At 54.4% G+C, this 19,808-nt stretch carries 19 protein-coding genes; 14 read left to right on the top strand and 5 right to left on the bottom strand.

What is annotated here, in order from left to right; all coding sequences use genetic code 11:
- The first annotated feature begins 133 nt into the window (after positions 1-133).
- Positions 134-1,213, top strand: a complete 1,080-nt coding sequence (recA, locus tag TH468_RS01820; RefSeq protein WP_085641964.1) for a recombinase RecA — start codon at positions 134-136, stop codon at positions 1,211-1,213.
- A gap of 123 nt (positions 1,214-1,336) precedes the next feature.
- On the opposite strand, the gene TH468_RS01815 is transcribed toward recA, so the two are convergent.
- Positions 1,337-2,275, bottom strand: coding sequence for an AraC family transcriptional regulator (locus TH468_RS01815; RefSeq protein WP_085641963.1), 939 nt, complete (start codon positions 2,273-2,275; stop codon positions 1,337-1,339).
- Positions 2,276-2,491: 216 nt separating this feature from the next.
- On the opposite strand from TH468_RS01815, the gene TH468_RS01810 reads away from it, so the two are divergent.
- The 7 genes from TH468_RS01810 (at position 2,492) to alaS (ending at position 8,223) form a co-directional block, all read left to right on the top strand.
- Positions 2,492-3,541, top strand: coding sequence for a hypothetical protein (locus TH468_RS01810; RefSeq protein WP_246832188.1), 1,050 nt, complete (start codon positions 2,492-2,494; stop codon positions 3,539-3,541).
- 226 nt (positions 3,542-3,767) lie between these two features.
- Entirely contained in the window at positions 3,768-3,911 is a 144-nt protein-coding gene (locus TH468_RS01805; protein ID WP_062952851.1) for an entericidin A/B family lipoprotein, read from the top strand.
- Between the two features lie 91 nt (positions 3,912-4,002).
- Positions 4,003-4,179 carry a DUF1328 domain-containing protein gene (locus TH468_RS01800; RefSeq protein WP_007090561.1) on the top strand — a complete coding sequence of 59 codons (177 nt, stop codon included), beginning with the start codon at positions 4,003-4,005 and terminating at the stop codon, positions 4,177-4,179.
- A gap of 336 nt (positions 4,180-4,515) precedes the next feature.
- Positions 4,516-4,656: an entericidin A/B family lipoprotein gene (locus tag TH468_RS01795; RefSeq protein WP_085642433.1), complete on the top strand. Its 141-nt coding sequence runs from the start codon at positions 4,516-4,518 to the stop codon at positions 4,654-4,656.
- Positions 4,657-4,922: 266 nt separating this feature from the next.
- Positions 4,923-5,066, top strand: coding sequence for an entericidin (locus TH468_RS01790; RefSeq protein ID WP_085641962.1), 144 nt, complete (start codon positions 4,923-4,925; stop codon positions 5,064-5,066).
- 30 nt (positions 5,067-5,096) lie between these two features.
- Entirely contained in the window at positions 5,097-5,402 is a 306-nt protein-coding gene (locus tag TH468_RS01785) for an NIPSNAP family protein (protein ID WP_085641961.1), read from the top strand.
- Positions 5,403-5,568: 166 nt separating this feature from the next.
- Complete coding sequence (gene alaS, locus TH468_RS01780; RefSeq protein ID WP_085641960.1) at positions 5,569-8,223, top strand: alanine--tRNA ligase; 2,655 nt, start codon at positions 5,569-5,571, stop codon at positions 8,221-8,223.
- Positions 8,224-8,350: 127 nt separating this feature from the next.
- Here the strand turns inward: alaS and TH468_RS01775 are convergent, their stop codons facing one another.
- Entirely contained in the window at positions 8,351-9,709 is a 1,359-nt protein-coding gene (locus TH468_RS01775; protein ID WP_085641959.1) for a DUF2254 domain-containing protein, read from the bottom strand.
- A gap of 281 nt (positions 9,710-9,990) precedes the next feature.
- On the opposite strand from TH468_RS01775, the gene TH468_RS01770 reads away from it, so the two are divergent.
- Both TH468_RS01770 and TH468_RS01765 read left to right on the top strand, forming a co-directional pair.
- Positions 9,991-10,743 carry a TetR/AcrR family transcriptional regulator gene (locus tag TH468_RS01770; RefSeq protein ID WP_168177054.1) on the top strand — a complete coding sequence of 251 codons (753 nt, stop codon included), beginning with the start codon at positions 9,991-9,993 and terminating at the stop codon, positions 10,741-10,743.
- A 60-nt stretch (positions 10,744-10,803) separates the two neighbouring features.
- Positions 10,804-12,054, top strand: coding sequence for an MFS transporter (locus TH468_RS01765; RefSeq protein WP_085641957.1), 1,251 nt, complete (start codon positions 10,804-10,806; stop codon positions 12,052-12,054).
- Between the two features lie 3 nt (positions 12,055-12,057).
- Here TH468_RS01765 and TH468_RS01760 read toward each other — a convergent pair whose 3' ends face one another.
- Positions 12,058-12,900, bottom strand: coding sequence for a lipopolysaccharide assembly protein LapB (locus TH468_RS01760; protein ID WP_085641956.1), 843 nt, complete (start codon positions 12,898-12,900; stop codon positions 12,058-12,060).
- 148 nt (positions 12,901-13,048) lie between these two features.
- Positions 13,049-14,029, bottom strand: a complete 981-nt coding sequence (locus TH468_RS01755; RefSeq protein ID WP_168177053.1) for a helix-turn-helix domain-containing protein — start codon at positions 14,027-14,029, stop codon at positions 13,049-13,051.
- A 229-nt stretch (positions 14,030-14,258) separates the two neighbouring features.
- Between TH468_RS01755 and TH468_RS01750 the strand changes: the two genes are divergently transcribed.
- Together TH468_RS01750 and TH468_RS01745 are read left to right on the top strand one after the other, a co-directional pair.
- Positions 14,259-15,104 (top strand): MoxR family ATPase, encoded by an 846-nt coding sequence (locus TH468_RS01750; RefSeq protein ID WP_085642432.1) that lies wholly within the window; start codon positions 14,259-14,261, stop codon positions 15,102-15,104.
- A gap of 6 nt (positions 15,105-15,110) precedes the next feature.
- Positions 15,111-16,298 carry a VWA domain-containing protein gene (locus TH468_RS01745; protein WP_085641954.1) on the top strand — a complete coding sequence of 396 codons (1,188 nt, stop codon included), beginning with the start codon at positions 15,111-15,113 and terminating at the stop codon, positions 16,296-16,298.
- 30 nt (positions 16,299-16,328) lie between these two features.
- On the opposite strand, the gene TH468_RS01740 is transcribed toward TH468_RS01745, so the two are convergent.
- A complete protein-coding gene (locus TH468_RS01740; protein WP_085641953.1) occupies positions 16,329-16,745 on the bottom strand; it encodes an Lrp/AsnC family transcriptional regulator in 417 nt (138 codons plus the stop codon).
- A 137-nt stretch (positions 16,746-16,882) separates the two neighbouring features.
- Between TH468_RS01740 and TH468_RS01735 the strand changes: the two genes are divergently transcribed.
- Positions 16,883-18,556, top strand: a complete 1,674-nt coding sequence (locus TH468_RS01735) for a M20/M25/M40 family metallo-hydrolase (RefSeq protein WP_085642431.1) — start codon at positions 16,883-16,885, stop codon at positions 18,554-18,556.
- A gap of 144 nt (positions 18,557-18,700) precedes the next feature.
- On the top strand, positions 18,701-19,753 hold the full coding sequence (gene glpQ / locus TH468_RS01730) for a glycerophosphodiester phosphodiesterase (protein WP_085642430.1): 1,053 nt from the start codon (positions 18,701-18,703) through the stop codon (positions 19,751-19,753).
- Positions 19,754-19,808: the final 55 nt, after the last annotated feature.

Here is a 19,808-nt window from a genome sequence, read left to right as displayed (position 1 = left end):
GCGTTTGCCGGAAAATGGTTGGCGTGATGTCAGTTATCCGGCGGGGCACCTAGCGGTGGCGTTCCGCATTTAGGACCGGGGAACCGCCTGCGTTGCATCCTACCCGGCCCTGTGGAATAAGAGAGTTCGAAAAATGATTCAGACCGCGCTGCATTTGGTGGATAAAGATACGATGGATAAGCAGAAGGCACTCGAAGCCGCCCTTGGGCAGATCGAACGCGCATTTGGCAAGGGCTCGATCATGAAGCTCGGCCAGCGCGATAGTGCGGTGGATATTTCAGCCATTTCGACCGGATCACTTGGCCTTGATATCGGGTTGGGGATTGGTGGTCTGCCGCGTGGCCGCATCGTCGAAATTTACGGTCCGGAAAGTTCGGGTAAAACCACACTGGCCCTGCACACCATTGCCGAGGCACAGAAACTTGGCGGGACCTGCGCCTTTGTCGATGCCGAACACGCGCTTGACCCGGGTTACGCCCGCAAGCTCGGTGTGAATACCGACGAACTTCTGATTTCGCAGCCCGATGCGGGTGAACAGGCGCTTGAAATCGCCGATACGTTGGTGCGTTCCGGTGCAATTGATGTTCTGGTCGTCGATTCGGTTGCCGCCCTTGTGCCGCGTGCCGAACTTGAAGGCGAAATGGGTGACACCCACGTCGGCCTGCAGGCCCGCCTGATGAGCCAGGCATTGCGCAAACTGACCAGCTCGGTCTCGCGTTCGAACTGCATGGTCATCTTCATCAACCAGATCCGTATGAAGATCGGTGTGATGTTTGGCAGCCCGGAAACCACCACGGGTGGTAACGCGCTTAAATTCTATGCGTCGGTTCGTCTTGATATCCGCCGTATCGGTCAGATCAAGGACCGTGACGAGGTCGTCGGCAACCAGACCCGTGTGAAGGTCGTCAAAAACAAGATGGCGCCACCGTTCAAACAGGTCGAATTCGACATCATGTATGGCGAAGGCATTTCCAAGATGGGTGAAATCCTTGATCTTGGTGTCAAGGCCGGGATCGTTGAAAAATCCGGTTCCTGGTTCTCGTATAACTCGACCCGTATCGGTCAGGGCCGCGAGAATGCCAAAACCTTCCTGCGTGAAAATCAGGAAATGACTGCCGAAATCGAACGCAGCATCCGCGAAAGTGCTGGCCTGATCGCCGAAGCAATGACCAGCATGAGCGATGATGAGCCGTCAAACGATGACGACGCGTAGTTAAAAGCCGATGGAATAATAAAACGGGCGCCTTGGGCGCCCGTTTTTGTGTCTGATCAGTTTTGTTGGCGGCGTGTGTAACGCAGGCAGGCATGGATTTCACGATATGGCGCGAAGCAGGTATCAGCGTTGCTGTGCTTCCTGTTGCCATTGGCTGGGCGTTTTGCCCGTTATCCTTAAGAATTCCCGATTGAAATTCGACTTGGTGTTAAAGCCGCTTGTCAGCATGGTCGTTGTGACAGTCTCGCCCTTGTCCAGTTCGCGGCAAGCATGTTCAATCCGGTACCTGTTGATAAAGCGCGAGACATTTTCACCGGTCGTGGCGTTGATCGCGGTCGAAATCTGTTTCAGCGGCACGCCCATACGTCGGGATATGCGTGCAAGCGTCAGATCCGGGTCAAGATAAAGTTGTTCGCGTATCTGCAAATCTTCAAGCCGGGCCATTATGGTCTGATGTCCCTGGTTGCTGGGGGGTGCCGGCACGTGATCGGAAGGCTGATTTTGATCCCCTGATTGGACATCCACATCCACATCAATTGCAATGTCGGGCGACAGGGACAGAAAGCCGATGGTCAAGAGTGCCAGAGATGATGTGATACTCAGGATCAGGCCGACAATCTGATCGTTTCCATCGATCTTGGCGACGATGATCAGCATGTCGCTGATGGCCGATGCGATCAGGGCGAAGGCGATGAAGCGCCAAACCAGTGCCGGGATATGGCCCGAGGTGAGGGGCATATGGGCAAAATCACCGCTCTGACGATGAAGCATCACCAGAATTGCCGCCCCGTATCCGACAAAAAGGCTGCAAAGCACAACATCAATGATCGCCGGTAAAACAAACACGCATAGGGCGACAACCGTCGGTACCGAGAAATGCACCCAATCCCGTATTTGCAAGCGCGCACGAAGACTTGCTTCCAGAAAGGCCATCCAGGCCAGAGCCGGGATAATGGATGCGGTGATGGGTTGAAGCCATCGCAGGCTGGCAAAGCCATAATACTGAACAATCCCGACCAGAATGCTTTGCCCGGCCGCGGCAAGCAGCAGCGCCATAAGCATCCTGGGGGTTCTTCCGCCCACAACCGCGCGGACAAAGAGAAAGCCTAAAACCAGGGCAACTATAATTGGGACGGGGAGGACAAGCATCGGACAGTCAGTTCCCGACAAAAGGTATCAAAACCGGTTTTTGGACGTTCACAAACCCGTTTGAGGACGCAGGAAATCCTGTTTTGGGCAAAAACGTTCCGGCACGCTTAACTTAGGACAAGGATCCTGATGATGAAACCGATATATCTTGCCGTCGCCTTCTTTCTGGCCGCGGTCTTGAAGACATCGCCTGTCTTGGCGGAAACGCAAACCGATTATGCCGGATATGACCGTTTTGATGTGCGCGCAGCCCATCGTTCCATGCCAATCGCGGCTTCGGTCTGGTATCCGGCAGATACCTTTATCTATCGTGCGCCGGTCGGCCGCAATATCATCTGGAAGGGAACAGATGCGTATGTCGGTGCAGCAATTGCGCCGGGGCAACATCCGCTGGTTCTTCTTTCCCATGGCTCGGGCGGCAATATGGATGGACTTGGCTGGCTGTCCTCGCAACTGGCGTTGCGCGGGGCGATGGTTGTTGCGATCAACCATCCCGGTACGACATCGGGGGATTCGTCACCGCGACGCACACCGCTTATCGGCGAACGTGCCGCAGATATCAGTGCCACCCTTGATCAGGTCCTCTCCAATCCGGCTTTTGCCCCCTACATTGATCGCCAGAATATTTCCGCGATCGGGTTTTCGCTGGGGGGTACGACGGTTTTAAACCTTGTGGGGGTACGGTTTGATCAAACGCTTTATGCGCAATATTGCGACAAATTCGGCAATGCGGCCCAAGATTGCGATTTTTTACGCAAAGGAGGTGTTGATCCTGATCATCTTCCCGATGACTTTGCTGCTTCCAGCCGGGACGACCGGATTGTTCGCTCTGTCGCGATAGAGCCAGGCATGGGGTTTGCGGCGACACAAACCAGTCTGGTGGAGGTAACTTCTGCCATGCTCTTTATCGGCCTTGGCGAGGAAAACAAATGGGTGGCTGCTGATTTTGGGCCGAACGGCAGTAATCTGGTCGCGCGGATCAAAAACGCATCTTCAGCAACGTTTGCGCCAGCATATCATTTGACGTTTCTTGGAGAATGTATGCCGGGGGCTGCCGAGATACTTAAAGAAGAAGATAGCGAGCCAATCTGCTCCGACCCTCCCGGCACGGACCGCGCTCGGATTCATCAAAAGATTGTTTCGGCGATTGCGGAATTCCTGAATTTGAGCGGTTCCTGACTAGGGGAATATAGATGCGGTTGCGGAAAAGAGGGCCAAAGCGTCCTCTTTTTTCAACTTGCCCCAAAATGATCACGATTGGCTACAGCCCGCAAAAACACAGGTGTTTGATCTGCCTTAATTGCGTCAGATCAGCAGCTTGGCAGCAGGCGAAGGAACTTTGTCTTTCCGGCTCCGTTATGGATGGTGTGAACAAAATCACGTTGAGCAAACAGGAGAAACCGAAATGTCCGACTTTTGGAAAAAGATTTTCGCCGTTGCTATGATTTCTGGCATGGGCCTTGGCCTTGCCGCTTGTGAAACCGCCGAAGGGTTTGGCCAGGATATGGAAAATGCTGGTGAAGCCATTCAGGATGAAGCCAGCGAGTAAGGCATCATCGCGGATTTTTCGTTCGCTGACGGGACTTTTGGATCAACTCCATCACCCGCAAGCAGCCAAAGCCTGAAAAGGAGATAACATCATGTTGGGTTGGGCAGTCTTTTGTCTCATTCTGGCGCTTGTCGCCGCCGTCCTTGGTTTTGGCGGCTTGGCAGGTACATTTGTCGGGATCGCCAAGATCCTGTTCTTCGTCTTCCTCGTACTGTTCGTGGTTTCGCTTTTGGTCAACGCATTGCGTGGCCGTCGCCCACCAGTCTGATAAAGCACACTAACGTTTTTTGATCCGGTTTTTGAAGTCGTCGGTCAATGACGGCACCATATTCCCGGACGAACACGGCAAACTGTTAAAACAGGGCATTTATGAATGCCCTGTTTTTTTCCGTTTTACTGATCTGGATTATGATCGGAATGGTGTCTTCGGGGTTTAATGCTCGCTGCTCAAAAACGGTTCTGATTGCGATATTGTCCAGATGACTGATCGTAAGACCCTGCTTCTGCTCTCTGTCAGGATCAATGTTCGCATTAATTTAGGCAGTTTATGCAGCATCGTGTTGATCGAAGTGGTTCCGTTTGTTTGAGCAAACAGGAGAAGACCATGTCTGACATCTGCAAGAAGATTTTTGCGATTGCCTTGATATCATTTATCGGATTTGGCATTGCCGCGTGCGAGACGGCAAACGGCTTTGGCCGCGATGTCGAGGATGCGGGGGAAGCAATCCAGAAAGGCACCGAATAGGATATTGTCGGGCTTATATGTTGCGCGGTCGCGGCCTCAGGATTTGACCGAAGCCAAAAGACATGATGCAGGTCAATGGGAACGGGTATGCGAATGCATGCCCGTTTTTGTTTGGCATTTGAAGTTACCTCGAAGGAAAGAGTTGCCAGCAGCACGTGACCCCGACAAGATAGCATCCGATTTCGAAAGCCATATGCCTTGCGTCAGAAGCAGGCCGCGGCCGCCTTCAAAATCAACATGTCGTTAAAGGCAGGAGCATTCAAACAATGTCTACCCTTGTGAAACGTATTCTGGCACTGGCTCTGATTGCGGGCTTTGGCATGTCGCTTGCGGCGTGTGAAACCGCTGCCGGATTTGGCCGCGATGTTGAAAAACTGGGCGAACAGATTCAGGAAGGCGTTGAAAAGTAACCCTTCCCCAAGTGCTGGAAAGCTCTCGCCGTGATCACCTGCTATCTGAAATACGTTATCGATATGCACAAAATCCCCGAGTTCGAGGTTTATGCCCGTCGCTGGATTCCCATCGTCAACCGGATGGGCGGGGCGCATCACGGCTATTTCCTGCCCCATGAAGGCGCCAGCAACATTGCCTATGCGCTGTTCAGCTTCCCAAGCCTTGCAGCATACGAAGATTACCGCAATCGGATGGCCGGAGATGACGAGTGTGTTGCGACACTCGAACTTGAAAAACGTAACCGCAGTATCATCAGTTACGAGCGCAGTTTCATGCGCCCGGTTCTTGATTAGGTTCGCATATCTGATCGTATCGACGCGGTGCCGGATGCAGAAATCGTCACTTAAACACCGCAAAGCCTTTCCCCGACTGGACAGCACAGGGCCGAGCCGCTAAATAGGGCAGTCGCGCCGCACGTTTGCGGCAGCGATTGTTCCGCGTTTTCCGGGTTGGAGAGAGATGCAGACCGTTAACGATATCCGCACCACGTTTCTGGAATTCTTCCGCAAGAACGGCCACGAGGTCGTATCTTCCAGCCCGCTGGTGCCGCGCAATGACCCGACCCTGATGTTCACCAACGCAGGGATGGTCCAGTTCAAGAACGTTTTCACCGGTCAGGAACACCGCGATTATTCGCGCGCGACCACCTCGCAGAAATGCGTGCGTGCCGGCGGCAAGCACAACGATCTTGAAAATGTCGGTCATACCGCCCGTCACCACACCTTCTTTGAAATGCTCGGAAACTTTTCGTTTGGCGACTATTTCAAGGAAAACGCGATTGAGTTCGCCTGGAATCTGATCACCAGGGAATACGGCCTCCCGGCAGACAAGCTGCTGGTTACCGTCTATCACACCGATGACGAGGCCCATGGTCTTTGGAAAAAGATCGCCGGTCTGTCCGATGACCGCATCATTCGTATTCCGACTTCGGATAACTTTTGGTCGATGGGCGATACTGGTCCGTGCGGCCCTTGTTCGGAAATCTTCTTTGACCACGGCGACAAAATCTGGGGCGGTCCTCCGGGCAGTGCCGACGAAGACGGCGACCGTTTCATCGAAATCTGGAACCTCGTCTTCATGCAGTATGAGCAGATGGCAAATGGCGAACGTGTGAATTTGCCAAAGCCGTCGATTGATACGGGCATGGGCCTTGAACGTATCGCGGCTGTGCTTCAGGGCAAACACGATAACTATGACATTGACCTGATGCGTGCGCTGATCGAGGCATCGGCGGACGCCACCAGCACCGATCCTGATGGACCGCATAATGTGTCGCACCGCGTGGTTGCCGACCATCTGCGTTCGACCAGCTTCCTGATTGCCGATGGCGTTCTGCCGTCCAATGCCGGGCGTGGTAACGTTCTGCGCCGTATCATGCGCCGCGCCATGCGTCATCTGCACATGATCGGCACCCAGGACCCGGTGATGTATAAACTGGTCCCGGCGCTGGTGCGCAAAATGGGCGGAGCCTTCCCGGAATTGGTTCGGGCGCAGGCATTGATCGAAGAAACCCTTAAGCTCGAAGAGCAGGGCTTTAAAACCATGCTTGATCGCGGCCTCAAGATGCTTGATGACGCGACCGATGGCATGGCCGAGGGCGCGACCCTTTCGGGCGATGTGGCGTTTAAGCTTTATGATACTTACGGCTTCCCGCTTGATCTGACGGCTGATGCGCTTAAACCGCGCAAGATCGGCATTGATGAAAGCGGCTTTACCTCGGCGATGGAAGAACAGAAAGCCAAGGCCCGTGCCGCATGGTCGGGTTCGGGCGAAGCTGCAACCGAGGAAGTCTGGTTTGACATCAATGACCGTGATGGCGCGACCGAATTCCTGGGCTATGAAACCGAAAGTGCCGAGGGCGTTGTCACGGCCCTGATCAAGGATGGTGCGGAAACCAAAACCGCAACCAAGGGCGATGAGGTTGCCATCGTTGCCAACCAGACCCCGTTCTTTGGGGAATCCGGTGGTCAGCAGGGCGATGCTGGCGTGATCAAAACCGAGAAGGGTGCCGTGATTGAAATCACCGACACCCAGAAGAAACTCGGTGCATTGCATGTGCATCTTGGCAAGGTTGTCGAAGGTGATGTTTCGGTTGGCGATGCCGCCGAATTCCGCGTCGATCATACCCGCCGTTCGTCCTTGCGCGCCAACCATTCGGCAACGCACCTTCTGCACGCGGTGATGCGCAAGCATCTGGGGGATCACGTTACCCAGAAAGGATCGCTGGTTGCCAAGGATCGTCTGCGTTTTGACGTATCGCACCCCAAACCGATCACCGCCGAAGAAGCCGCTATTATCGAATTCGACGTCAACCGTCTGATCCGCGAAAACAGTGAAGTCACCACCCGTCTGATGACCCCTGACGAGGCGATTGAGCTGGGCGCGATGGCCCTGTTTGGCGAAAAATACGGCGATGAAGTCCGCGTTGTATCGATGGGCCTGCCCGAAGCAAACGAACATGCTTATTCGCTTGAACTTTGCGGTGGTACGCATGTCAAACGGACCGGCGATATCGGTATGTTCAAGATCGTATCCGAAGGTGCGGTTTCAAGCGGTGTCCGCCGTATCGAAGCCCTGACCGGTTCGGATGCAGCAAGCTATATGGCGGCCCGCGATCAGCTTCTGCAAACCATTTCGGCCGATCTCAAAGCCGTTCCCGAAGATGTTCCGGCACGTGTCAAAGCCTTGCAGGATGAGCGTCGAAAGCTTGAACGCGAAGTTTCCGACCTGCGCAAGAAACTGGCAACAGCCGGTTCGGGCGGGACATCGGGTGCGGACGCGTTCAAGGAAGTCAATGGTGTCAAACTGGCCCTGCGTGTTCTGGACGGTATCCCGGCCAAGGAACTCAAGGGCATGGTTGATGAATTGCGCGATCAGATGGGGTCGGGGATTGTTGCCTTGATCTCGACGGACGGCGGCAAGGCATCTATCGTTGTTGGCCTGACCGAAGACCTTGCGGGTAAATTCAGCGCGGTCGATCTGGTCCGTGTCGGTGTCGAAAAGCTTGGCGGCAAGGGGGGCGGTGGCCGCCCGGATATGGCACAGGGCGGTGGCCCCGACGCCGATCAGGCCGAAGCGGCACTTGCCGCGATTGAGGCAACGGTTGCTGCCTGATCCGGTACGTTCGGATATGGAAACGAGAAAAGGGGACCTTCGGGTCTCCTTTTTGCGTCTGGCGTCGTGCTCTGAATTATTCGGCTGTATGACACTGGCTTGGTTTTGATCAGTTCCCAGCCAAGGTTCAGGCCGCTGAATAATCATCCTTGGCCTGTTGCTGTCGCAGGACGCGGTTAACGGCCCGTTCAACCGCCCTGCGATCCGTCGCATCGGGGACATCGCGCGCAGTTGCGCGTTTGATGAGACGGGCATGTTCGCGCAGGGTTTCCTGCTGCCCCGGGTGGCGGGCAAGCCCGACGAGACTTTCAAGGACTTCTGCCATTGGCAGAAGCACATCAGGCTTGGCTGTAGCCGATTGGCGGATCTGATCGAATGCTGCGTCCAGCATGCCACCGAAATCCGAAAGATGGGCGCATATGCGTTCCTTGCCCTGATCATCCTGCCAAAGTCCGAGTGGATAATGGAAGCTCATCGCTTGCGGCATCGCCCGGCCCAGACGATAGATCACAGCGACGGCGGTAAACGGGTCATTGATTCCTGGCGAAAGGGCGCGTAACGCAATCTCGACCAACTGACGCAGGGCGAATTCGATATCAAGCAGGGCCGTGCGCTGATTGCCGATCATGATTTCGGTGTCAATGTCTTCGCGGAGTTTGTCGGTGTCGATGTTGCTGTCGCGCGCCGTCGGGTAGGGGCTGATTTCACCGATAATGTCACCGGCAATAACATGCTGCCCGGCGCGGATCGTCAGGGCGATTTTGATGTCGGCCCGGATGGCAAGTTCAAGCAGATCGTCATAGGCAATTCCCTGAACATATCCCGATTTGGTGGCCCGGATGATCCGTTCGGATTGGATCGAAGCCGCGTCAGGTAGCGCGCATTTAATTTTTGCTGCCCGTTCAATGGGGGATTTCAGGGTCTCAAGCGACGAGGAAATCGTGGTTTCCAGATTGGCGCCGACATTGTGGATGACCTGATCGGCGACGATGGAACGGCCAAGATGATGCACAAACAGGATCAGCACGAACAGGCTTATAACAAAAAGTGCTATACCGGCCATTGCGGCAATTTGGGGTATCTGATCACCTTCTCCCTGTTCGCCCATGATGACAAGGGTCGTGATCAGAAACAGGATTGATCCGACAAAACTGCCAAGTGAATTCTGGGTTTTCGGGTCCCCCATGAAATTGCGGATGGTGCGCGGACCAAGCGATCCGGCAGCCAATGTCAGGACCACCATGGTCACCGAAAGGGCAAAGGTGGTCATCGTCACCAGTGTTGCAAGCAGGGTCGATGTCAAATCCTGCACGGTTTCAATCGTGCCAAAGCGTGGCCAGAAATCCGGAAGGCTGCCAACGAGGTCTTCGCCCGGTAAGCGTATGGCCAGTAGGGCAAGAATGGCGCCGCCAATCGCATAGAGCAGCGGGGTAAACCACAGGCTGTGGCTTATCATTTCCCAGAGCCGGATGAAGCGATGAAACATGTTTGAAGGAACCCCGTTCTTGTCAGGTGCTTTGCATGGCGACATATGCCGCCCGTTGGCGAAGCAAGCATCGGGCCTGCAGTGGTACAGCGATGATACTATAAACGTCTGAAGTATGAAGCCGGTTCCCAGCCGATGACGGGAATTCATACCAGAGTTATATCACGGCAATTTCAGTGCAGTCGCGGCCTTGGATGCCACCCATGCAAATTTCGCGGTTGCCGGGTTTTTGAAAATGAACCAAATTCGATTCTGCGTCATTTAATTAAACAGGCATGGCCATGACCCGGCAAGACATTCCGGAAAAACCACCCGTAACGCCACGGGTGAACCGCATAGAGAAGCGCCAGCAGCGCGAAGAACTGATTGTTCAGCGCGCGGGTGAACTGATTGCGCAATACGGATTTTTCGAATTGAAAATGTCCGATCTGGCACAGGCCTGCGATATTTCGGTCGGTACGCTTTATGCCCATTTCGCCAGCAAGGAAGACCTTTTGCTGGGGCTTGCCATTACAGCCGGACAGAAACGTGCGCGGTTTTTTGCTCATGCGCGCGCCCATGATGGCAGTGCGATGGAGAAGTTCATTGTTGCCAGTTTGCTGGATATCCGCTTTTCCCTTGAACATCCCGAATGGTTCGAGGCGGAATATCTTGCGCTCGCCCCTTCGATCTGGACGCGTGCGACACCATCCCACCATCAAGGTCAGTTGGCTGAGGTCGGCCGGATTACCGAGATGTTTCAAAGTTTCCTGTCGGCGGCGGCCGATGAACTTGGCATTTCGGGGGATGTGATCGCGCAGACCCGGAACCTCAACCTTGGCAGTTGGGGGCTTTCATTTGGCATGAATGCCCTGGCGCTTTCGGAAATTACGGACCGCCATTACGGCACCGAATTACGTAGCAATGCGATTGATATCTTTTGCGACAGTCTGGCCGATCTTCTGGCCGGTGCGGGATGGCATGTTGATGACGCCCGCCAAATCGTCCGTGACCTTGCCGCGCGTTATGCTGATCTACCCGAAGACACGAAATAACCGGCTGCGACGATTTTCAAAAAAAGCCACCACCAAAGCGCCCCGCGGAGTATTCGCCCCATGTCCCAGGAAATCAAAACCATGTCCGCGGTCTTTTTGACCGTGCTGTTCGGTTTTGCCGGGTTCAGCCTGCCTTATCCTGTTTTCAGCCCGATGTTTCTGAAACCCGAACTGGGTTTTCTTGACCCATCTGTGCCGACGGAATACCGCACGATGCTTTTGGGTGTCGCCATGGCGCTTTATCCCATCGGGCAGTTTATCGGCGCGCCGTGGCTTGGGCGGGTGTCGGACAAGCTTGGTCGTCGTCCGGTTCTGATGGCCTCCCTACTGGGTGCGGCCCTTGGCTATCTTGTGACGGCCTATGGGGTCGCCAGCGCGAATTTGCCGCTGGTTCTGGTTGGCCGGTTCGTGTCTGGTCTGTGTGAGGGCAATATGGCCATCGCCCAATCGATTGCATCGGATATCAGCCGTCCTGAAACCAAGGTGCGCAATTTTGGTCTGATTACGGTCGCGATCAATGTCGGCTGGATCATCGGCCCGCTGATGGGCGGCTTTTTCTCCGACCCGACCATTCATCCGTCCTTTAACGTGTCCTGGCCGTTCTATTTTGCCGCGGGTATGTATGCCTTTAACCTGCTGGTGGTATTCGTGATCCTGCGCATTCCTGAATATGCGCGCCGTCGCGGCACGCCAAAGGGTATGGTCGCACCGGCCACGCGCACGGTCTGGGCGACGATCAAGGACCCCGACCTTTTGCCGGGTTATGTGATTTCGTTCTTCAGCTATATCGCGGTTTATATCTTTTTTGCCTTTTTCGGGGTCTATCTGGTGCAGAATTACGACGTCACCAGCAGCTTCCTTGGCATGTGTTCGGCAATCATTTCGATTCCGCTGATCCTTGCCGGATTAACGGTTGATCGCGCGCAGAAGATTTGCGGTCTGATCGGTGTAGGCACGCTTGGTCATCTGTTTCTGGGGATCGGCCTGATCACGTTCCTGATCCCAGATGGGCTGGTTTGGATATTTGTGCCGATGTGTCTGGCGGCGTTTGGCATTGCCTGGTGCGAGGTGACGACCAGCCTGTTTATTTCCAATGCTGCCGGATCGCATGAACAGGGGCAGGCGCTTGGCGTTTATCGGTCCGCCCACGTTCTGGCCGAAGCCGCCGCCGTGCTGATCGGTGGGGTTCTGGCCGGTATCGCCAGTTACGCGCCCTTCTTCCTTGGCTTTATCGCCGCAATGCTATGCGTGATCGGCATTCTGGGCTGGTTGCGCATTCGGCAGGCAACCGCAGACGTTCCGGCAACATAAGTTTCAGATATCAATCGGTGTATGGGCGGCACGTGCAATCAGTTTTGCCGCCTTTTCACTGGCTTTCCGGTCTTTGCCGGGTAGTTTTGCAAGGTCATCGGCAAGCGCGCGGGTTTCGTCGATTCCGTCGAGATCGGCACTGATTTCCATCACCCGATCCCAGATCGCCTGATCATCCATACCGCCCATCACCGTCAGGGTGATCGCCCGGTTAAGGGTGGCTTCGGAGTTTTCGGCATCTTGGCTCAGGATCAGTTCGAACGCCTCAAACGCCGAAATCAGATGACCTTCGCGCAGATGGATAACGCCCAGATCATTTTTTGCCGCAAGTGACGCTGGATCAATGCGTAAAAGCTGCTCGATTGCGCGTTTTTCACTTTCCCGATCGTCGTTGGCGCGATGTGCCGCGGCAATCAACTGATGTATTTTTGTATCACCCGGCCGATGGTGGGCCGCGCTCTGAAAAGCACTCAGCGCATATTCGGGCTGTTCAAGGTCCAGCAATGCCTGCCCGCGCAGTACCAGCAAATCCGGGTCGGTCGGATGATGGCGCAAAACGATATCGACATGATTAAGTGCCGACCGGGCATCTCCATTTTCAAGCAGGGCGCGTGCAATGTGATGCAGGCATTCTTCGTGGCCTTCATCAGATTGCAGCACGGTGCGATATTCGCCAAGTGCTTCGGTCAGAGAACCTTTTTCATGAAGGGCACGCGCCAGTCCGAACCGTGCTTCAAGATTATCCTCATCCTCGCCAAGTGCCTGACGCAACATATTGATTGCGGCGTCATATTGGCGGCGTTTAAGCGCGGCAAGCCCCATATCCGCAAAGGACATAGTGGTCATGCAAATTCTCCCAACCTTGGTGTTCTTCCGTTGCCCGGAACATCAAATTTATCGAGTTTCGATGGGATTATAGGCGGTGGAACGATCATTTCCACCCCCGATCTGCAGAAAGTCTAACCTGCCGGCGACGGCAGTTCGCGATCATAAATTATTGCCGCTTGCGCAGGGTTTCAGACGGTAGAACACCGAACTGCCTTGCATAGCTTTGCGAAAAGCGTCCCGCATGGGTAAAGCCCCATTTCATCGCGATCTCGGCAACGCTTGATCCATTTTCTTCGTCAAGAAGGTCTTTATGTGCCTGATTCAGACGCACCGATTTCAGATACGCCATCGGCGATATGCCATAGGCGGCGCTAAACGCCGTTTGTAATGTCCGATAACCGCAACCCGCATGCTGCACCAGCGTTTCAAGGGTGATCGCTGTGTGGGCATGGGCGTGGATGTATTCGCGCGCCCGTTTCACATAATGTGGAACCGCGTTGGATTTTGGTTGCCCATGTAGAAGTTCCGAGCAGGAATTCGGAAGCATCATCAGGATATTGGTCAAAAGCAGATCCTGAAGACCATTCAGGACAATGACATTGTCGAGACCGTGCAGGGGGCCATCAAGTGCCTGCGCAATGTAATTCAGGGTATTGCAAACATGCCTACCCTGAGCGGAGTCCAGATCAAGACTGATTTCAAAGCCCGGATCCATGGCCGTGCCATCATTGCCCAAAAGCATTCGGCAATGTTTGGCTAGAATATCTTTGGGCAGCCGGACGCCAAGGCAGGCAAACCGGTCTTCGTCCGCGAAAAGAGGCATGCGCATGTCGCGGATAAGTCCGCGTCTGGTCGAAATCGTGTAATCCTGACCCTTATGCTCTACCGTCCCTCCACCTTCGGTCGGGATGATCATGAACAGCGCATCATTATCGCTTTCAGGTGTCCGAAGCTGAATGCGGCAATCGCCAAAAGACGAATGCAAAACCTGCAAATCGCCCAACGCTGTCCCTCGAACCGCAACATTGAAAAGTGCAGGTCGTTCGATCAGATCCAGTGAATCAATGGAATTCAAATCAGCCAGAAGGACACGTGTTTCGTTCAGATCACGTGATGATAAAACCTGATAGTTTTCAAGATATGTCACACAAGCGTCCCCGTGACGCATTGCAAAATTGCAATGGCGCAAGCTTTGTAACTCCCCCGGGCACCAAGACTTTATAACAGTCTGGAATTTGTATGATTTTCAATGATCGTAAGCTATTGGCTTTAACGGTACAAGCTCGTTGAACTGGGTCAGCCGTGAACTCGTCCCTTGCCCCGCGATCTACAACATCCTAGGTTAACGTAAACGTCAACTTATGTTGCAGGGCAAAATGAAGTTTCAGGGCACGGAAAATTATGTCGCGACCGAGGATCTGATGGTGGCAGTCAATGCCGCGATCACGTTGCAGCGACCACTTCTGGTCAAGGGCGAGCCGGGAACCGGCAAGACCGTTCTGGCCGAGGAAATTGCAAAATCACTTGGCAAGAAGCTGATTACATGGTCGATCAAATCAACCACGCGTGCGCAGCAGGGGCTGTATGAATATGACGCGGTTTCGCGCCTGCGTGATAGTCAGTTGGGTGATGCGCGTGTGCATGACATTGCCAATTACATCGTCAAAGGCAAGCTTTGGGAAGCGTTCGAGGATGAAAGCGCACCGGTTCTGCTGATCGATGAAATCGACAAGGCCGATATCGAGTTCCCCAATGACTTGCTTCAGGAACTCGACCGGATGGAATTCTTTGTCTACGAGACACAGGAAACCATCCGGGCCACAAACCGCCCGATCGTGATCATCACATCGAATAATGAAAAGGAACTGCCCGACGCGTTCCTGCGCCGGTGTTTCTTCCATTATATCCGTTTTCCAGATGCCGAGACCATGGCCGAAATCGTTGCTGTCCATTTCCCCGATATCCAGAAACGTCTGGTGTCCGAGGCATTGAACCTGTTCTACGACATGCGCGATGTTGGCGGGCTTAAGAAAAAGCCGTCAACTTCGGAACTGCTTGATTGGCTAAAACTTCTGGTGGCTGAGGATTTGCCACCCGAAGCATTGCGGGCCAAAGACGCCAAAACGGCCGTGCCGCCACTTCATGGGGCGCTTTTGAAAAACGAGCAGGACGTCCATCTGTTTGAACGTCTTGCCTTCATGGCGCGGCGAGAAGGGCGTTAGACCATCATGTTCACCGGCTTTTTCTACAAGCTGAAAGAAGCCCGCATTCCGGTCAGTTTGCGCGAATATCTGACGCTGCTGGAGGCCGTCGAAAAGGGCCTTGCGAACTATGCAGTCGAGGATTTCTATTACCTGGCGCGCGCAGCACTGGTGAAAGACGAACGCCATCTTGATCGGTTCGATCAGGTCTTTGGCGCCCATTTCAAGGGTATGATTGATCTGGCTGACGGTATGGATGAAGTTGCCAAGGCCGACATTCCGGAAGAATGGCTGCGCAAGCTTGCCGAAAAATTCCTGACCGACGCGGAAAAGGCCGAGATCGAGGCGCTAGGCGGTTGGGAAAAACTGATGGAAACCCTCAAACAGCGGCTTGAGGAACAGAAAGGCCGTCATCAGGGTGGGAATAAATGGATTGGCACCGCCGGGACATCGCCCTTTGGCGCCTATGGCTATAACCCCGAAGGGGTGCGGATCGGGCAGGATAAATCTCGCCACCGGCGTGCGGTCAAGGTTTGGGACAAACGCGAGTTTAAAAACCTTGATGATAGTGTTGAAATCGGCACGCGCAATATCAAGGTGGCCTTGCGGCGTTTACGCAAATGGGCGCGGACCGGGGCGGCAGATGAGCTTGATCTGCCCGGTACCATTTCATCCACCGCTCGTCAGGGCTGGCTTGATGTTCAAATGCGGCCCGAACGGCATAATGCGGTCAAGGTACTGATGCTGTTTGATATCGGTGGGTCGATGGATGACCATATCAAGGTCTGCGAGGAACTGTTTTCCGCGGTCAAAACCGAATTCAAGCATCTGGAATATTATTACTTCCACAATTGCCCCTATGAGGGGCTTTGGAAGGACAATGCGCGCCGCCGTACCGATCAGGTTTCAACATGGGATGTGATCCGGACCTATGGTGCGGATTACAAGCTGGTGATTGTCGGTGATGCCACCATGAGCCCCTATGAAATCACCTATCCCGGAGGTTCGGTCGAACACTGGAATCAGGAAGCCGGGGCGGTCTGGATGCAACGCTTGCTGGATCATTTCGAACATGCTGCCTGGATCAATCCGCAGGCGGAAAACTGGTGGCAATATCACGGCTCGATCCAGATCATGCACAAACTGATGGAAGGCCGGATGTATCCGCTAACCCTTGAAGGGCTTGATCGGATGACCGGTGCGCTAAACCGTTAAATGCCTGTCGGCCTTTGCTTGTCCGATATTTCAGGCAGGCCCCAGAAACAGATAGCTTTGGGTTTTGGCAATGCCTTCCATGGCGCGCACGGTCGTGACAACCTGATGAAAATCCGAAAGGGCGGGCACCTGAATTTCCGCGATCAGATCCCATTCGCCATTGGTGGTGTGAAGGGCGGCAAAGCCAAGATTTTTACGCAGGCTTGCGACCAGCGTTTTCACGTTCTTGCCCGATAGCTCGATCATCATCACGCCCCGAATGGTACCGTCCGACGCATCATCGCGCAGGCGCACGGTAAATCCGGCAATCACCCCTTGATCGATCAGGCGATCCATTCGGGTTTTAACCGTTCCGGCGGCAACCCCCAAAAGCTGCGCCAGTTTCGGGACGGATGCACGTGCATTGATGCGCAGTTCAGCAAGAAGGCGACGATCCAGATCATCCATGGCTTGGTTCCGCTTTGATGATTTCGTCAATTATCCCGATGAAATCATCAATTTCCAATCGAAAATTGTATCAAATTGGCATTTTAACTGTTTTCGGCAAAGCATATCCTGCTGTCCCGTCATCAGGGAGCAAACAAATGACCATGCCGGAAGATCGATGGGCACCTTATGCCCGTACTGCTGAAATCGCCGACCGCCTGACCCGTTTTGTCAGTGTTACCGGCAGCGCCGGGGAAGCCGATATCACAGGGCTGATCGTCGATATTTTGCGTGAAATTCCTTATTTTCAGGATAACCCCGACAATATCGCCGTGATCGACAGCCATCCGGTGGCGGGGGGCAGCCGGATGGCAAAAAGCGTTGTCGCACTGGTGCGCGGGCGTGGTCGCAAAACACTGGCGATGGCCGGGCATTTTGATGTGGTTTCGATTGAAAATTATCATGATCTGAAACATCTGGCTTTTGAACCCGATGCGCTGTGCGAGGCCCTGATTGCCGATCTTTCGGGCAGGGAAAATCTTAGCGATCCCGAGGCACTTGCTCTTCGCGATTTTCAGACCGGTGATTTCATCCCAGGGCGCGGGTTGCTTGATATGAAAAGCGGTGATGCGGCGGGCATCGCGTTTCTGGAACATTTCAGCCAGCAACCAGATCGGCAAGGCAATGTCGTCCTGTTCCTGACCCCTGATGAAGAACGCAATTCATGCGGCATGCGCAGCCTGCGTAACGCGTTGCCCGACCTGATCACACGCAGGGGCCTAGACATTGTCGGTGGGGTCAATCTGGATGCCAGCAGCGATACCGGCAATGGCGAGATCGGGCGCGCAATTTTCCATGGCTCGGTCGGAAAGCTTTTGCCCTTTGCCCTTGTTGCCGGTTTGCCAACCCATGTCGGTTATCCGTTTGACGGCATTTCCGCCCATGCCATCGCATCGGAAATCATGCAGGCGATCGAGGCCAACAGCGGACTGTGTGATCGTGGTATGCGTGAAACCGCACCACCCCCGGTCTGTCTTGAGGCCCGCGATGTACGCGATATTTACGAAGTCACCACGCCCGAACATGTCTGGATGGCGTTTAACTGGCTGGTGATGGGGAAAAGCTGTGCTGAACTGATGGGCGATTTCACCAACATTGTAGAGGATGCCGGAAACCGAGCGCTTGAACGGTTCACATGTAATGCTGCCCGTTATGCCAAAGCCAACGGGCAAGCCGCCCCGGTAGCTTTGCCGCCCTTGCGCATGGTAACGGTTGCCCAATTGCGTGACATGGCGTTTGCATCCGGGGGCAGCTATGCGCTTGACCGGATTGATGCCGTGGCTATTGAAACGGCACAGGATAACAATCCCCTGAACCGCACCCGCATTCTGGTCCGTGCGATGCTGGCCGAGGCGCATCTGCGCGGCCCTGCCGTGGTAACCGGAATGGCCGGTCTGCATTACCCGGCCGTGCATGTCGATACGGCAGAGGATATGGACCGGGAGTTTTTGGATGCGATTGGCAGGGCCCGCACCACGATAGAGGGCCGTCACGAAACGCAAATTTGTGACCGTGGTTATTTCATGGGTATATCGGATATGAGCTTTTTCGGCCATGCAACTGATGCAGGCGATGCCGAAGTCATCGCTGCCAGCACCCCGATAGCTGAACTGGTGGATCGTCCGGTTGACAATGCCCTTACCTATCCGGTGGTCAATATCGGCCCGTGGGGCAGGGAATATCATCAACGTCATGAACGGCTTTATGCACCATACGCCTATCATGTGCTGCCCGATTTTCTGGCCGAAATCGCGGGCGAGCTTTTGGGCTGAACAACCCGTTGCAAAGCAATCCATGGAAGGCGATCAGGCGTAACAGTTTCAAGAAACTTTGCGCTATCGCCTTCTGCCTTGTTCCTGCCGCATCGTTTCGTCACTATGCTGGACAAAACTTATGTGGAAATAAGGAGTTATGGGATGCTGATGAATTCTGCGCGTGCAGCCATTCTGGGAACTGCACTTGCCATTCTGCCTTTGTCGATCACACCGGCAATAGCACAGGACAGTACCCTTGAGCGGGTTGTGATCGCCCATCGCGGAGCATCGGGCTATCTGCCCGAACATACCCTTCCGGCAAAGGCGCTTGCCTATGGGATGGGGGCGGATTTCATCGAGCAGGACGTGGTGATGTCCAGGGATGGTGTGCCGGTTGTCCTGCATGACATCCATATCGATACCACGACCGACGTTGCCAAGAAATTCCCCGACCGCAAACGTGAAGATGGCCGTTATTACGCGATTGATTTCTCGCTGGAAGAACTCAAAAGTCTGAACGTTACCGAACGGTTCAAAGCCGATACCGGTGATCAGGTTTATCCGAACCGTTTCCCCGGCGAATACGCCATCTTCAAAATCCCGACCTTTGAAGAAGAAATCGCCATGATCCGGGGACTTAACAAATCAACCGGGCGCGATGTCGGCATCTATCCGGAAATCAAGGACCCGGCCTGGCACAAGTCCGAAGGACAGGATGTAACGGCCGCGGTCATCAAGATCATGGAACATTGGGGTTATGGCACGCCGGAATCCAATTCCTTTGTTCAGAGCTTCGACTGGGCCGAAACCAAGCGTATCCGGAATGATCTGAAATATCAGGGCAAGCTGGTTCAGTTGCTGGGCGAAAACAAATGGGGGGCGCCCGAAGGCACGGACTACGATTATCTGAAAACCGATGGTGGTGTGGCCGAAATGGCAACTGTGGTGGATGGTATTGGCCCTTGGTTGCCACAGGTCATCGAAGGGCTTAGTGCCGATGGCACGGCGATCATGACGCCAACGCTGATAGCCGCCCAGCGTGCGCAGTTGAAAGTCCATCCCTATACCCTGCGGGCTGACCAGTTGCCGAAATGGGCGGGCGATATGGATATCGCGCTTAAGGCGATGTTTGACGATGCCGGGATTGATGGCATCTTTACCGACTTTCCCGATCAGGTTGTCGAATACCTGGCGGTGAGACCGCAGCAGGACTGACTACGCTGGCGTGTCGCGGTTTGGAACAGTTTCGGGATGCGGGCGTTCTGATCCG

The sequence above is a fragment of the Thalassospira sp. MCCC 1A03138 genome (assembly GCF_002115785.1).
In the GTDB taxonomy this organism is placed as follows: domain Bacteria; phylum Pseudomonadota; class Alphaproteobacteria; order Rhodospirillales; family Thalassospiraceae; genus Thalassospira.
Note: the sequence above shows the minus strand (reverse complement) of the source record. Positions and strands in the feature narration are given on the sequence as shown.